This is a genomic window from Sphingobium sp. WTD-1, from assembly GCF_030128825.1.
Classification (GTDB): domain Bacteria; phylum Pseudomonadota; class Alphaproteobacteria; order Sphingomonadales; family Sphingomonadaceae; genus Sphingobium.
On the sequence record NZ_CP119127.1, the window covers coordinates 3,170,078 to 3,186,036 of the forward strand.

The following is a 15,959-nucleotide window of genomic DNA, read 5'->3' on the forward strand; positions in this document are numbered from 1 at the left end:
CATCGCGTGACCGATCATTTCCCGATATCCATCCACCCCCCTCCAAGGGATCTGAAAAGGTCCACGCGCAACGATGACAGGCGCTGTACCGAGGAGGCTTGTGCCGCCCGCGCGTCCAGCAACGCCGTCTGCGCGACCAGCACATCGAGAAGACCGACAGACCCAGCGCGATAACGCGCATTGGCAAAGTCGAATGCGCGCTGGGACCGGCTCTGCGCCTCTTCCAGTGCGGTGAGCCTTTCCTGTTCCCGCGCGACATTGCTGAGCGCCTGTTCAACCTGCTTGAGCGCCGTGATGACGGTGCCGTCGAAGGTCGCCAGAGAGGCGTCCCCCTGCGTTTCGGCCTGACGGATGCGGGCACGCGCGACGCTGATATTGGGGAAGCTCCAACTGAGCAGCGGTCCCACCGAAAAGCTGAGACTGTCATTGCCGCGGACGCTGTCGTTGCGGAAGAGATTGCCCGATCCACCCAGGCTGATCTTCGGGTAGAGCGCGGCGGTGGCGACGCCGATCCGCGCCGTGTCGGCCGCCAGTTGCCGTTCCGCCTGGCGCAGATCAGGGCGACGGCGCAACAGGGATGCGCCGTCGCCCACCGGCAATGCCGCCACGGGGGCAGGCGGCGTCGTGCATTGCCGGGCAGAAAGGGGAATGTCGGTAGGTGTGGCGCCGAGCAGGGCCGCAAGCTCGAACAGGGCGACCTGATGCTGCGCTTCCAGCGCCGGGATCGCTGCACGCGCGGTTGCGGCCGCGGCGGCGGCACGTTCGACATCGAATTTGCCGACCGATCCGGCTTTTGCCTGCGCGGTCACCAGCCGCAGGCTGTCGGTGCTGACACGCCAGCTATCCTGTGCAACGCTGAGGGCACGTGCATAGGAGCAGGCATCGAGATAGGCGCGTGTCGTTTCCGCCACGACCGTCACGCGCACAACGTCGCGGGCGGCCTCCACCGCCTGCGCATCGGCGCGGGCGGCCTCGACCGCGCGGCTGACGCGGCCGAAAAGGTCAACCTCCCAGATCAGCGCCAGGCTGCCATTTTGCGACCATTGCGCTGTGTCCTGGCTGAAGGCGCCGCCCGCCCCCTGCATCCCATCGCCATAGCTGACCCCGCCATTGATGTCGGTGGTCGGCAGGCGTCCTGCCTTGGCCTCGCTCAGGGTGGCGCGGGCCTTGGCGAGATTGGCGGCGGCGACGCGCAGGTCAGTGTTCGCGACCAGTGCCTGCGAAACTAACGCATCGAGCGCCGGATCATCATAGAGTTTCCACCATTGGTCCGGCAGCGGCGCGGTCGGATCGAAGGCATTGGCTTGCGTCATGAAAGCGCCACTGGCGTCGGCCTTCGGTTCGGGACGATGATAGTTGGGGCCGGCGGCGCATCCGCCGGCCAGCAGCGCCGCGACCAGCGGCAACAGGATCTTATGCATGGGCAAGGTCTCCCGCAGGCTGGGCGGCTTCATCGCCGGACGCCGTCTTGCGATGGTCGCCGGCCAGCAGCGTGTAGAAAGTGGGCAGGACGAACAGGGTGAAGAGCGTGCCTATCAGCATGCCCATGACGACGACGATGCCGATGGCGAAGCGGCTCGCCGCCCCCGCGCCGCCAGCGAAGAGCAGCGGGACAAGCCCCGCCACCATCGCCGCCGTGGTCATCAGCACAGGCCGCATCCGGACGGCGGCGGCATGGCGGATCGCCTCCATGCGGCTCAGCCCTTTCTTCGCCTGCATCTCGTTGGCGAAGGACACCATCAAAATGCCGTGCTTGGATATCAGGCCGATCAGCGTCACCAGCCCGATCTGGGTGTAGATGTTGAGCGTGGTGAAACCGAGATAGAGCGGCACCAGCGCGCCGCACACCGCCAGCGGCACCGTTACCAGGATGACCAGTGGATCGCGGAAGCTTTCGAACTGCGCCGCCAGCACCAGGAAGATGACGATCAGGGCAAAGGCGAAGGAGACGGTCAGCCGGTCCCCCTCGGTCACATATTGGCGGCTGTTCGACAGCCAGTCGATGCTGGTGCCGGCCGGCATCGGCTGCTTCTTCAGGAAATCGACCGCCTGGCCCATGGTAACGCCCGGCATCAAAACCGCGGACAGGGTGGCAGAGTTCATCTGGTTGAACTGCGGCAGCTTGTTGGGCTGGGGCCGCATCTCGACCTGTGCCACCGTGGACAGCGGAATCAGCGCGCCGGAACCAGCCCTAAGATAATATTGGCCGAGATTGTCGGGGGTCACGCGCTTGTCGCGCGGCACCTGCGCAATCACGTCATAGCTCCGGTCATGCCAGTTGAAGCGGTTGACATAATTTTCGCCCACCAGCACCGCCAGCGTATCGGCAATCTCCGCCATGGTGACGCCCAGTTGCCCGGCCTTGGCTCGATCAACGCGGATATGCGCTTCGGGACTGTCGAAGGCGAGGTCGCTGTCGACGAAGGCGAAGAGGCCACTGCCCCAGGCTGCCCCCTTCACTGCCTCCAGCGTCTGGTAGATTTGCGGGAAATCGTCGGACGAACGGATCACCATCTGCACCGGCAGGCCGCCGCTGCCCGCCGGCAGCGGGCTGTCCTGGAAGGCGGTGGCATAGATGCCGGTCACCGCGCCGGTGCGACCGGCCAGCTCATTCTGGATGGCATCGGCGCTGCGCTTGCGCTTGTCCCATTCCGACAGGATGATCCCGCCAAAGCCGCTGTTCGTGCCGTTGGCGCCGCCGGCGTCGAACCAACTGCCGCGATATTCGGGGAAGGTGCGGAAGATGTCATCGACTTGGGCATTGAAGCGCGAGATATAGTCGATATTCGCATATTGCGGCGCCTTGGTCGCGACGAAGACATAGCCCATATCCTCCTGCGGGGCGAGTTCGCGCTGGCTGCCGGTGAAGAGCAGGACGATCGTGCCGAGCATCGCCACGCCGACCACCAGTACGGCCGCGCGCGCCGCCAGCGTGCGATCGAGCAGCCGCCCATACCCCCGGATCAGCCGTTCCATATTATGCTCGATCGCCTGGCTCAGCCTGCCCTCTGCCAGCTTGGCATTGAGCAGCTTGCCGCTCATCATCGGTGACAGGGTAAGCGCGATCACGCCCGAAACGATCACCGATCCGGCCAGGGTGAAGGCGAACTCCCGGAACAGCGCGCCGGTGAGGCCACCCATCAAGCCGATCGGCGCATAGACTGCTGCCAGAGTGATGGTCATGGCGATGACCGGCACAACAATTTCGCGCGCGCCGACCAGCGCCGCGTCGAAGGGCGACAGGCCTTCCTCGATATGGCGGTGGATATTTTCGACCACAACGATGGCATCATCGACCACCAGCCCGATCGCCAGCACCATGGCCAGCAGGGTCAGCAGGTTGAGCGAGAAGCCGAAGGCCAGCATCAGCGCCGCCGTGCCGAGCAGTGATAGCGGGATGGTCACGATCGGAATGATGACCGCACGGACGGAGCCAAGGAACAGGAAGATGACGAGGATGACGATGACGATCGCCTCGATCAGCGTATGTTCGACCTCCTCGATCGAGGCGTTGACGAAATGGGCGACGTCGAAGTCGTTATGGACCTTCACCCCCGGCGGGGCGACGCGCTGCATTTCGGGCAACAGGGCCTGCACCGCCTTGACGATCTCCAGCGGATTGCCATCCGGCGTCGGCGCGATCGCGATCGATATCCCCGGCACGCCCGATGACAGGGCGCCGGCATCATAATTCTGCCCGCCCATTTCGACCGTTGCGACATCAGCCAGGCGGACGATACCGCCCTCCCCGCTTTTCAGCACCATGTCGCGGAAGGCGGCCACATCGCGCAGATCAGTCGCGGCCGTGATGTTGATCGTCGTGCTGGCGCCCTTCAACTGGCCGGGCGATGCCTGCACATTGTTGGCGCGCAACGCATTGGCGACGTTACTGGCGGTCAAGCCGCGCGCCGCCAGCTTCACCGGATCGACCCATATGCGCATGGCGAGCGGCGCACCGCCGGTCATCTCTGCCGAAGCAACGCCTGGGACAGAGGTGATCATCGGCTGCGCCACGCGAGTGGCGAAATCCTGGATCTGCGGCGGCGACAATGTCTTGCTGGAAAAGGAGACATATTGGATCGCCGATGCGCCGTCGGTGATTTTGGCGATGACCGGATCGGTGACGCCGGTCGGCAGGCGATATTTGACCTGCTGCACCTTGGCCAGAATCTCGGTCATCGACCGGTCGGCATTGGCGTTCAGCACCAGCTTGGCGGCGATATGGCTTTTGCCCTGGCTGGAGGTGGAGGTGAGATATTCGATGCCGTTGGCGGTCGCGATCGCCTGCGCGATCGGCGTCGTGACAAAGCCCTGCATCACATCCTGTGCTGCGCCCGGCAGCGCCGTGTCGATCGTGATCGTGGCGCTTTCCATCCGGGGATATTGGCGGATCGGCAGGCTGAACAGCGCAGCAAGACCGACGAGCAGGATGAGCAGGCTGACGACGACCGACAGGATCGGCCGGCGAATGAAGAGATCGGTGAAGGAGCGGGTGGCCGTCATATCAGCGCCCTCCCTGCTTGGCGGGGATGGCCCCGGCGACCTTGACCTCGGCGCCCGGCTGTACTCGCAACTGGCCCTCGGTGACGATCACGTCCCCAACGTGCAGGCCGCTCGTGACGACGACATCATTGCCGACCCGGCGCCCGGTCTGGACCGGCACGATCTCCGCCTTGCCGCCAACGCGTGCATTGCTGCCACGAATGACGATGATGCTGTCCCCTTGTGCCGACGTCTGGATCGCCGTGGCGGGGACGAGCAGCGCGCCCTGCTGCACCGGCAATTCCAGCGCGGCGGTGACATACATGCCCGGACGCAATGCGCGATCGCCATTCCCCAGCAGCGCCTGCACGCTGACGTTGCGGGTATCCGCGCCGATTTTCGGCTCGATCGCGTTCACCTTTGCCGTGAAGCGGCGGCCGGGCCAGGCATCGCTGGTAACAATGACCGTTGCTCCCGGCTTCAACCGGCTCAGTTCCTGTTGCGGCAGGGCGAAATCAACGAACAGGCTGTCAAGCGCGGTCAGCGTCGCCACGGCATCGCCGGGATTGAGATATTGGCCAAGATTGACCTGCCGGATGCCCAATACCCCGGCAAAAGGCGCGCGCACCTGCTTCTGGACCAGCCGTGCGTCGATCTGCTGCACGGCGGCTGCGGCCTGATCGCGATCGGCACGGCGCTGCTCCAGCTTCTCGCGCGGCTCCGCACCGGTCGGCGCCAGTTGCTGCGACCGGGCGACCTGCACCCCGGCAAAGGCCGCCTTGGCCTGCGCCGCTCTACGATCCGCAAGTTCCGGCCCGTCGAACAATTGCACCAGCAGCGCGCCGGCTCCAACCGGTTGCCCCGCTTTGAAATGAATCGCTGAAACTCTGCCGGCAATTTCGGGCGACAAAGTGACTTCGCGCACGGCACGCAGAGAACCGACAGCTTCCAGCGCTGCGGGGATGTCACGCGACTGCACGACCATGGCAGCGACCGGCACCGCTTGTGGCTGCCAGGTCTGGGCCTGACTCGCGCGCCATCCACGCCAAAGATAAAGGGTCCCCAGAAGCACGAAAAGCAGGACGATCGTCAGCGACATGGTGCGTGTCGGGCGGATCAATCGGGGTGCAACGCGCGATGGTTCGGACAGATTGTGGTCGCTCATGCTTTCACCTCCCCCGCTTCGGGCGAACGAAGTGGGGCCAGAGGAGAACCGCAAGGCCGAAAGGATCGATGCTCATCGAGAATCCAGTTGGATAAGAGGAATATAGGCGAGATGGCTGCCGCGAAGTCACGCAGGGCTTCGTCAAAGACAGTCGCTCATCGGAGAATGGGGAAGGGGCGCAATCGTCTGCGCGCACGGGCTATCCTTCGCTGGGACAGGACGTGCGTCGGCAAGAGCCGCAAATACCGCGCGCCATGCCCCGAAACAGGTTCGGGTTGACGCCGCGGCGGAGAAGAACTTGCCACCTGGCAAGCGCAGGAGACACCACCCTGCAACTCTATTTCCGGCCAACATCGATTATTCTTGTTGCGAGAAGCTTGCAACAGGAATCGCTTGTGAGCGCGCCAATGCGACGCGCGAACCATTGAGATCAGGAATAACAAATTGGCCTCCCTTGCGAATCAGGGAGTGCCTCTATAAAACCTCAACAAAAGTTGAGGTAAAGCGATATCTCGTCCGCGACGGTATCGCTGCAAAATGGATATATCGATGCCGCTGGCAGCTACTGGCCTTGGTGTGGGTGAAGTCGCCCGGCGCGCCGGCGTGCCGATCTCGACGCTTCATTTCTACGAGGCGCAGGGTTTGATCGAGAGCCAGCGGACCAGTGGCAATCAGCGGCGCTATCATCGCTCGGTGCTTCGCCTGATCGCAGTGATCAAGGTGGCGCAGCGGGTCGGCATTCCACTCGGCCAGATTCGCGAGAACCTCAGCCATCTGCCCTCTGGGCATTTGCGCAACGCAGCCGACTGGTCGGCCTTATCGACAGACTGGCGCGAGGAACTGGATCAGCGGATCGCGCTGTTGGTGCGGCTGCGCGATCAGTTGGACAGTTGCATTGGTTGCGGCTGTCTATCGTTGACGGATTGCCCGCTGCGTAATCCTGGCGACGTAGCAGCCGGATTCGGGTCGGGCGCACGCGCATTCGACTAAGAACAAAATCTCTGTTCACACGCGCCCCTTATGAGACGCTCAGAGCCAGAATTCGGCTCCCTAGGTACAGACCTTCCGCTTTCTGGCAGCTCGCGACCGACTTGCGCCGTTCTGGAGCAATGCTGGCAATGTCAGATTGCGCCGAAGCAAGCCATCTTCTCGCATGACGATTGTCGAGCAGCGAAGCGCGACGATGGAGCCGTCTAGAGAAGTTGTCACCACGCTGATCAGAACTGTGCGGACCAACCGCCCTCAGGCTGAGCGCTCATTCCTAGCGTGATGGTCCCTTGGATAGGGTAATTCGTACTGTGATCATGTCGCCTTCGGCTAGCTTTTCTGCTTTTCTCACGCTCGCCTTGATGGGCAGCAAGTAGCCTTGGCGCGCCTTGTTCGGAAAGACTGATGTGCACCAACATGTTTCGCCAATGCCGGCCTCTACGTAGACCGATCCCCAAGCCGCTGATTGGCCAGACGATGCTACACGGATGGCGTCGGCGACCTCACCGTCGATCGTCAGAAAATGCCACGACATCGATGAGGGCTGGCCTTCCTTGCTTTCCCGCGCCACAACCAGATAGGGCCGACATGCTCCCAAGCTGTTTCGTCACGTGAGACGTCTCCGCCCAGTTCCTCGCGCAGGAAGCGGATGAGCTCGGGGTCTGTTGGGCCATCGTTCGTTTGCACCACGGGATCATTGGCTGAGCGCTCGTTTGATGCAACCCGATCTTGCGCTATCGTTTGCGTCTACTTTCTCTTTCGTTGGGCGCCGCAGTTGCCCCCTTGTGGCCACTCTGCGGCCAAATTTAAACGCTCGGTTGCGGAAGGTCCGTATTCTGTCAGGCGTTGGCTCCCGTTCGCCTCTGGACTCACATGGAATCATCTTGCCAATAACTTAAAGTACATAACAATTACATCCTCCGATATATCCCAGGCAGTTTAAGTACCGCGACCAAATCACTAGGCTGTGACTCATAAACGCGGAACCAAAGGCGTATTGAGGCGAGTTGAACCATGGCGAGGAATTGGGCGGCGATCATGTCGTAACGGGTGGCGATCCGGCGGATGTGCTTTAGCTTGGAGAAGAACCGCGCGATCAGGCTGCGCTCGCGGTAGAGGCGCTTGCTGAAGCAGGACTTCCATTTCCGGTTGGATTTGGCTGGGATGTTGGGCGTGGCACCCTATTCGTGAATTAGCATCCCGGATGCGGTCGGAGTCATAGGCTTTGTCAGCCAGCACGATCATATGCGGCCGAGGCGATTGAGCAGTTTGTCAGCGGCTTGGCCATCATGCGCTTGCCCCGCCGTCAAGCCGAGCCGGATCGGGAGGCCTTGCGCATCGATGACCGCGTGGATTTTGGTCGTGAGACCGCTACGGGAGCGACCGAGACAATGATCTCGATCCCCCTTTTTGCCGTCGCGGCCTACTGGTGGGCCCGAACAGAGGTGCTATCGATCATCTGGATCTCGCCGTCATGGGCAGCGGTGATGGCGTCCATCATCCGGTCCCAGACGCCTTCCTTGCGCCATCGCACGAAGCGGTTGTAGCAGATGGTTCATGGGCCATAGCGCTCGGGCAGGTCGCGCCACGGCGCACCGAGCGCAGTATCCAGAAGATGCCATTCAGCACGCGGCGGTCATCGACGCGCGGCACGCCCGCGGCTTGTTGGGCAGCAGGGGCTCGATCACGCGCCGCTCGAAGTCGGCCAGGACATATCGGCTCATGCCAAGCCTGAATCAGATAGCAGCTCGAATTGATAGCCAACAATCGAACAGACCCACCTTTATCTTGCGATGAAAAACGTCCAGACGGGCAAAGTCAGCACAGCAATGCTGAGTGCAGCATCCAGAATGCCCAACGGCCCTGGCGCGAGCGGCCTTATCGTCGAAAATCCATAATCGTGGAGAGCGGCAAAACCCATCGCAGCAAGCCACAACCAAAGAAACAGGATTAGCCAATACCACCAACGAATGGACACAAGCGTAGCAGCCTGCAACCGATCAATGGCGTCCTGTTCTTGCCGGTTTATGAGTTTACGACCTAGTGACGATCGCTTATTCGCAATAGACGTTACCGCGATCAATCTCACGGCCCAGCGCGCCGCCAACGCCTGCGCCCAGGATCGTGCTCAACACGCCGGAGTCGCCGTCACCCAGCGCATTGCCCAGAAGGCCGCCGACGGCCGCACCAACAATCAGGCCAGTCGATCCATCATTGCGACGGCAATAATAGCGCCCATTACCGCCACGATAAACGCGCGTATTCCGATCAATGCGATAGCGATCACGCGACGAACCGGGGCGATAATGCTGGTCGGGATAATATTTTCCGCCGTGGGAGGCGGAATGCGACGGCCTGCCCGGTGCCGGCGGACGTCCATTATTATGGGACGGCTTGCCATGGGATGCGCCAGGACCAGGTCCGCCATTATGGCCTGGCGGTCGCTGGCCGGGGCCATTGCCGTTATTGTGCGAAGGCTTGTTCTGTCCGTGGCCGGGCGGCTGAGCCGTGGCCGCAATCGGGGCGGCCATCACAGCCAAGGCCAGCACCATCGCGAATTTTCTCATGCCCTTCTCCTTCCGCCGGAACATCCGGTCCGCATCGCATAGGCGCAATGCGCAACGGCCTGTCAGCGCAAGAGTTCCCCATTTTCATTGCAGGATCAAAACAAAAAAAGGGCGCTGCCATCGGCAACGCCCTTCCCTGTTTCTCGCCTGTGGTCGCGCCTTAACTCAGCGCACCATGGCAATGCTTGTATTTCTGGCCCGAACCGCAGGGGCACAGCGCATTGCGGCTGATATCCAGATTGGCGAACTCGCCCGGCGCAACATTGTCCACCGGCGCGCGCGGAATGGTGGTGGTGATGCCCGCCAGCTGGCTGCCATCGATATCCGCGCTGTTATCCTCGCCCGAGAAGGGGTCGATATGGGTGGTGATGAAGTCCGGCAGCACCGGCAGGTCGAACTGCGGCTGCGGCGCCTCCATGCGAAACTGCACCCGCGCGATCGAACTGGTCACGTCCTCGCGGATATTTTCCAGCATGCGCTCGAACAGGGCGAAGGCTTCCTGCTTATATTCATTGATAGGCGTCTTCTGCGCATAGGCGCGCAGATGGACCACCTGGCGCAGTGCATCCAGCGTGGAGAGATGCTCCTTCCAGTGATGGTCGAGGCTCTGGAGCATGATGCTCTTCTCGATCATGTGCCAGTCGGTCGCTTCGACTTCCTGCGTCTTCTCGGCAATGGCCGCGTCGGCCAGACCGGCAAGCCGTTCCTCGATCATTTCCGGATCGACGGCATCCTCGGCCAGCCAGGCGTCGAAATCGGGCTCCAGGCCCAGCACTTCAGCAGTGCGCAGCTTCAGCCGCTCCATATCCCATTGTTCGGGATAGGTGCCCGGCGGGCAGGACGCGCCGACCAGGTCGTTGACCGTCTCATGGCGCATGTCGGTGACGACATCGTCCACCGTTTCGGCGTCCATGATGTCGCTGCGCTGCTCGTAGATCACCTTGCGCTGATCGTTCATGACATCGTCATATTCGACGACCTGCTTGCGGATGTCGTAGTTGCGGGCCTCGACCTTGCGCTGGGCGGTCTCGATCGCCTTGCTCAGCCATTTGGACGGGGGCAGCGCCTCGCCATCCTCCAGGTTGGACCGGATCATCTTGGCGAACATCGTGTCCGGGCCGAAGATGCGCATCAGGTCATCGTCGAGGCTGAGGTAGAAGCGCGACAGGCCGGGGTCACCCTGGCGGCCCGAACGGCCACGCAGCTGATTGTCGATACGGCGGCTTTCGTGCCGCTCGGTCGCCAGAACGAACAGGCCACCGGCGGCCAGCACTTCCTGCTTCTCTGCCTCGATCTCGACCTCGATGCGGGCGATCGCAGCATCGCGCTCCGGGCCTTCCGGCACATCGCGCAACTCGTCCTCGACGCGCATCTCCAGATTGCCGCCCAGCTTGATGTCGGTGCCGCGGCCAGCCATGTTGGTGGCGATCGTCACTGCGCCTTTGCGACCTGCCTGGGCAACGATATGGGCTTCGCTCTCGTGGAAGCGCGCGTTCAGGACCGCGTGCTTGACGCCTTCCTGATTGAGGAATTCCGACAGCATTTCCGACTTTTCGATCGACACGGTGCCGACCAGCACCGGCTGACCCTTTTCGGCATGTTCCTTGATGGTGCGCGCGATGCCGCGGAACTTGTCTTCCAGATTCTTGTAGAACGTGTCTTCCTCGTCGACGCGCTGCACCGGCCGGTTGGTCGGGATGGTGACGACGTTCATCTTGTAGATTTCGTAGAATTCGGTGGCTTCGGTCGAAGCGGTGCCGGTCATCCCCGAAATCTTGGGGTACATGCGGAAATAATTCTGGAAGGTGATCGATGCGAGCGTCTGGTTTTCCGGCTCGATCTGGACGCCTTCCTTGGCTTCCACCGCCTGATGCAGGCCATCCGACCAGCGGCGACCATCCATCATGCGGCCGGTGAATTCGTCGATGATGACGACCTTGCCGTCCTTGACGATATAATCGATGTCGCGACGGAACATCACCACCGCGCGCAGCGCCTGGTTGACGTGATGGACGACCTGGGTGTTCTCGAAATCGTAGAGATTATTGCCCTGGAGCAGGCCGGCGGCCTCCAGCAGGCGCTCGATCTTCTCGGTGCCGTCCTCGGTCAGCGTGATCGTGCGCTGCTTCTCGTCCTTCTCATAATCCTCCTCGACCAGCTGCTTCACGATCGCGTCGACCGCGACATACAGCTCCGACTTGTCGTCGGTCGGACCGGAAATGATCAGCGGCGTGCGCGCCTCATCGATCAGGATCGAATCGACTTCGTCGACGATCGCATGGTTGAACGGGCGCTGGACCATCGCACCGCGATCGAACTTCATGTTATCGCGCAGATAATCGAAGCCGAGTTCATTGTTGGTCGCATAGGTGATGTCGGCATTATAGGCCTCGCGGCGCTGGTCTTCCGACAGGTTGGGCACGATCACACCGGTCGTGAGGCCCAGGAAACGATAGACCTGGCCCATCCATTCGCAGTCGCGGCTGGCCAGATAGTCGTTCACGGTGACGACATGGACGCCCTTGCCTTCAAGCGCGTTCAGATAAGTGGCGAGCGTCGCCACCAGCGTCTTGCCCTCGCCGGTGCGCATTTCGGCGATCTCGCCGCGATGCAGCACGATGCCGCCGATCATCTGGACGTCGAAGTGACGCATGCCCAGCACACGGACCGATGCTTCGCGGACGGTCGCAAAGGCTTCGGGCAGCAGGCCGTCCAGCGTCTCGCCATTGGCCAGACGCTCGCGGAAGCGCGCCGTCTGGTTCACCAGTTCCTCATCGCTCATCGCCTGGATCGTCGGTTCGAAGGCGGCGATCTGGTCGATGACCTTGCCCAGCGATTTCACATAACGTTCGTTGGACGATCCGAAGATAGACTTGGCGAGTGCGCCGAACATGCAAATTCCTGACAATGAGGGGGCCATGGGTCCAACGGACACATGGGCAGATATGCGCCGCGATTTAGGCATGGCACAGCCGATAGTCAATCAACGCAACGGACTGTCGCACGGCTGTAACGGCTTTGCCCGATGCGGTTTTGCCGCAGCCGTGCCGTCCTGCCGTCGTGCAGGCGCGACGCGCGGCCGAAAATATTTTGCGTTTGGGCTCACGCCGCCGCAAGAGCGCCACGGCAACAAGGGTCGCAAACAGGGTGTATCGTTCCATTTCCATGGCGCCGTCGCGCCGATTGCGCCTGCCTCTGGCTGTGCTGCTGATCAGCGCATTGACCGGCTGGTTCCTGATCGCCGCGATTGCCGCGCCCTTCGATCATGACGAGAGCCAATATGTCGCCGGCGCCTATTTCAGCGGGCATGCAGTCATGTTTCGCGACTTTCTCTATCTTCAGCCGCCGCTGCATGCCTGGGTGCTGGCACCGCTGAGCCTCTTGGTATCGGGCCATATGGTACTGGCGATGCGCCTCGCCACTGCCGTCATGGCACTCGCGACGCTTGCGTTCATCTGGGCGGCCCAGCGTACGGCAGGCATATCCCGCTCCAGCGCTACCCTGGCCATGCTACTGATGGCGGCAACAGCCGCGTTCCAGTTCAGCGGCTCCGTGGTTCGCAATGATATGCTGCCGACCCTGCTGGCTTCTGCCGCCATGCTGCTGACCTTGCTCGGCCTGCGCCATCGCGCGGACAGCCACTGGCTTGGGGCCGGCCTGCTGTTTGGCCTTGCGATCGCGACAAAGCTCAATTTCGCCCCGCTCGGCGCCACCGTCGGCCTGTTCGTTATCGTCAGCGGCGGCCGACACGCTATTCGCGCGGCCCTGTGCCTGGCCCTCGGCGCGCTGCTGGGCATGGTCCCCATGGCCATTGCCTGGGCATCGGGGCCGGACAGCTTTCTGTACGGCGTCCTGACCTATGGCATGACCGCGCCCCACGCCTGGTATGCGGCCAACGGTGCCGCGCAGGAACTGGCAACGATTGAAAAGCTGCGCGACCTCTTCAAATATCTCTGGAAGGGGCCGGCTCTTGTCGCCTTGCTGCTGCTCATCGCCAACTGGATCGCGACCCGTGGCCGCACGCGCTCATCCGGGCGCCGGCTGGCGATCTGGATGAGCGCCGGCGCACTGATCGGCGCCGCGCTGCCGACGCCGACGCAATTGCAATATCTGATGCCGTTGCTCCCGCCGCTCGCCCTCGCCCTGGGCTATCTGCTCGACGACGCCCGTCACTGGCGGCCGCTGCGGCGCAAGGCGATGCTGGCGCTGCTCTGCCTGGCAATGATCCCCGGTCTCATTCCCTCGATCCGAGATCTGGTGACGGCCGCCCGTACCGGATCGCCGCTATTGGCTGCGCAGGCCAATGCCCATTGGCTGGGCATGACGGTGCGCGCCGCGGGCGGCGCCGATATCCTTACCCTCTCGCCGCATCTCGCGATCGACAGCGGCTTGGCGCTCGATCCGCGCCTGGCAACCGGCCCGTTCGTCTATCGCACCGGCTGGACGCTCCGCCCCGAGCAGGCCCGCCGGCTCCATGCGCTGACGCCCGCTACCCTGCCTGACCTGGATCGCGCCATGCCGGCAGCGATCCTTACCGGCTATGAAAATGGCACGCGCAAATTGCCGCTGCGCCCTGACGACAGCCTGGAATATTACGCCCGCTGCCATGGCTATCGCATGGTCCCGATGCCCGACGGCGTCGGGCGCCTCTATCTGCGGGACTAGCGCCCGATCGGGCCATTGACGCAAGGGGGGATTTCGCTCATGCCGCGCCCCATGACCGACCGTTCCCCCCTCGCCCCCGCCGCCTTTCCGGCCCTGCCCGCCATTGCCGGCGTGACATTGCGTGTCGCAAAGGCGCGCTACAAGAATTGGGACCGGTGCGACCTCACCTATGTCGAGCTGGACGCGGGCACGGCGGTCGCAGGCGTGACGACGCAGAGCAAATGCCCCTCGCCCGAGGTCGAATGGTGCCGTGACGCCATCCCGCTGGGTCAGGCCCGCGCCGTCGTCGTCAATGCCGGCAACGCCAACGCATTTACCGGCCATCGCGGCCGTGCCGCTGTCGAGGCGATCGCCGCCAAGGTTGCCAATCATCTGTCCTGCCAGCCGTCCGACATCTTCGTCTCCTCGACCGGCGTGATCGGTGTGCCGCTGCCGATCGACAAAGCCGAGGCGGGCCTGGAAGCGGCCTTCACCGCCGCACCCTGCGGCTGGGAGGATGCGGCGAACACGATCGGCACCACCGACACCTATGCCAAGGGCGCCCATGTCTCGGCGATGATTGGCGACACCCGCGTCGATCTGGTCGGCATCATTAAGGGATCGGGCATGATCGCGCCCGACATGGCGACGATGCTCGGCTATATCTTCACCGACGCCGCGATCGAGCCGGCGCTGCTGCAACAGATGCTCTCGGCCGCCAACAAGCGGACCTTCTCCTGTATCACCGTCGACAGCGACACCTCGACCAGCGACACGGTGCTGGCCTTCGCTACCGGCAAGGCGGGCAACGCGCCGCTCGCGTCGATGGACGATGCCGGGGCGGATGCCCTTGCCGCTGCGCTGTCCGACCTGTGCCGTCAACTCGCCCATCTGGTCGTGCGCGACGGCGAAGGCGCCAGCAAGTTCATCGAAATCACGGTCGAGGGCGCCGAGAGCGATGCCAGCGCCCATCGCATTGCCCTCTCCATCGCCAATTCGCCGCTGGTGAAGACGGCGATCGCTGGCGAGGATGCCAATTGGGGCCGCGTCGTCATGGCGGTGGGTAAGGCCGGCGAACCGGCCGAGCGTGACAAGCTCGCCATCCGCTTTGGCGCCACCCAGGTGGCGGCCGGCGGCCTAGCGCTCGACGGTTATGACGAGGCCCCCGTTGCCGCGCATCTCAAGGGGCAGGACATCGTCATCGGCGTCGATATCGGCCTGGGCGAAGGCCGCGCCACGGTGTGGACCTGCGACCTGACCCATGGCTATATCTCGATCAACGCGGATTATCGCAGCTAAGGGGACCGGCGCATGATGGTGGAACTGCATGATCCCGTCGTCGCGCTGATGCGACAGGTCGGGCGCGACATCGTCATGCCCCGCTACCAGAATCTGACGGCGGAAGAGATTAGCGAGAAGGCGGCGAACGACTTCGTCACCATCGCCGACAAGGAAAGCGAGATACGGCTCGCCGAAGGGCTGACGTCGATCCTGCCCGAAGCCGGGGTCATCGGCGAAGAGGCCTGCGCGGCCGACCCGTCGATCCTCGACCGCGCCGGCGACGGCCTCAACTGGATTATCGATCCGATCGACGGCACGGGCAATTTCGCGTCGGGCAAGCCGCCCTTCGGCATCATGATCGCGCTTGCCGACAATGGCGCGACTCTGGCCGGCTGGATCCTCGATCCGTTGACGGGCCGGCTGTGCCATGCAACCCTGGGCGGTGGCAGCCATGTCGATGGCGAACGGATCATGGCGAAGGAAAGCATCGGCGACCTGCCGATCGCAGCCATCTCCACCATCTTCATGGAAGCCGACGAACGGGCCGAGATGGAGCGCAAGTCGCAGGCCATTTTCACCATGGTGGACATTCCCCGCTGCGCCGCCGAGCAATATCCCCGGCTGGTGCTAGGGCAGAATGACGTGTCGATCTTCGCGCGCGTGCTGCCCTGGGACCATGCGGCCGGCACTCTGTTCGTCAACGAGGCGGGGGGCTGCTGCCAGCGGCTCGACGGCAGCGCCTATCGGGTCGGTGAACAGCGTCGGGGCCTGATGGGCGCATCCTCGCCGCGCCTGTGGGATCTGGCGGCCAAAACCTATTACGCCTGACCGAA

Annotated in this window: 10 protein-coding genes and 1 pseudogene; 4 read left to right on the forward strand and 7 right to left on the reverse strand. The window is 63.1% G+C overall.

The annotated features are described in order from the left end of the window. Positions 1-14 precede the first annotated feature (14 nt). Genes N6H05_RS15865 through N6H05_RS15875 form a run of 3 tightly spaced genes read right to left on the reverse strand, consistent with a single transcriptional unit; the run spans position 15 to position 5,647 of the window. On the reverse strand, positions 15-1,421 hold the full coding sequence (locus tag N6H05_RS15865; protein WP_284110471.1) for an efflux transporter outer membrane subunit: 1,407 nt from the start codon (positions 1,419-1,421) through the stop codon (positions 15-17). Then, positions 1,414-4,503 (reverse strand): efflux RND transporter permease subunit, encoded by a 3,090-nt coding sequence (locus N6H05_RS15870; protein WP_284110472.1) that lies wholly within the window; start codon positions 4,501-4,503, stop codon positions 1,414-1,416. The genes N6H05_RS15865 and N6H05_RS15870 overlap by 8 nt, the downstream gene beginning before the upstream one ends. A gap of 1 nt (position 4,504) precedes the next feature. Continuing rightward, on the reverse strand, positions 4,505-5,647 hold the full coding sequence (locus N6H05_RS15875; protein ID WP_284110473.1) for an efflux RND transporter periplasmic adaptor subunit: 1,143 nt from the start codon (positions 5,645-5,647) through the stop codon (positions 4,505-4,507). A 549-nt stretch (positions 5,648-6,196) separates the two neighbouring features. Here N6H05_RS15875 and soxR point away from each other — a divergent pair. Beyond that, the gene (gene soxR / locus N6H05_RS15880) at positions 6,197-6,637 is read left to right on the forward strand and encodes a redox-sensitive transcriptional activator SoxR (RefSeq protein WP_284110475.1); all 441 of its coding nucleotides are present in this window, start codon (positions 6,197-6,199) and stop codon (positions 6,635-6,637) included. Between the two features lie 271 nt (positions 6,638-6,908). Here soxR and N6H05_RS15885 read toward each other — a convergent pair whose 3' ends face one another. The 4 genes and pseudogenes from N6H05_RS15885 to secA all read right to left on the reverse strand — a co-directional run bounded on the left by N6H05_RS15885 (position 6,909) and on the right by secA (position 12,094). Next, positions 6,909-7,169: a DUF1905 domain-containing protein gene (locus N6H05_RS15885; protein ID WP_284110476.1), complete on the reverse strand. Its 261-nt coding sequence runs from the start codon at positions 7,167-7,169 to the stop codon at positions 6,909-6,911. 376 nt (positions 7,170-7,545) lie between these two features. After that, positions 7,546-8,358 (reverse strand): annotated as a pseudogene (locus N6H05_RS15890) (IS5 family transposase). A 330-nt stretch (positions 8,359-8,688) separates the two neighbouring features. Further along, positions 8,689-9,201 (reverse strand): glycine zipper 2TM domain-containing protein, encoded by a 513-nt coding sequence (locus N6H05_RS15895; protein ID WP_284110477.1) that lies wholly within the window; start codon positions 9,199-9,201, stop codon positions 8,689-8,691. Positions 9,202-9,361: 160 nt separating this feature from the next. Further along, complete coding sequence (secA, locus tag N6H05_RS15900; RefSeq protein WP_284110479.1) at positions 9,362-12,094, reverse strand: preprotein translocase subunit SecA; 2,733 nt, start codon at positions 12,092-12,094, stop codon at positions 9,362-9,364. A 254-nt stretch (positions 12,095-12,348) separates the two neighbouring features. Here secA and N6H05_RS15905 point away from each other — a divergent pair, with 254 nt between their 5' ends. The 3 genes from N6H05_RS15905 to N6H05_RS15915 are packed head-to-tail and all read left to right on the forward strand — an operon-like array spanning position 12,349 to position 15,954. Beyond that, complete coding sequence (locus N6H05_RS15905) at positions 12,349-13,866, forward strand: ArnT family glycosyltransferase (protein ID WP_284110480.1); 1,518 nt, start codon at positions 12,349-12,351, stop codon at positions 13,864-13,866. 51 nt (positions 13,867-13,917) lie between these two features. Then, positions 13,918-15,144, forward strand: coding sequence for a bifunctional glutamate N-acetyltransferase/amino-acid acetyltransferase ArgJ (argJ, locus tag N6H05_RS15910; RefSeq protein ID WP_284110481.1), 1,227 nt, complete (start codon positions 13,918-13,920; stop codon positions 15,142-15,144). A gap of 12 nt (positions 15,145-15,156) precedes the next feature. Further along, entirely contained in the window at positions 15,157-15,954 is a 798-nt protein-coding gene (locus N6H05_RS15915) for an inositol monophosphatase family protein (RefSeq protein WP_284110482.1), read from the forward strand. Positions 15,955-15,959 lie beyond the last annotated feature (5 nt).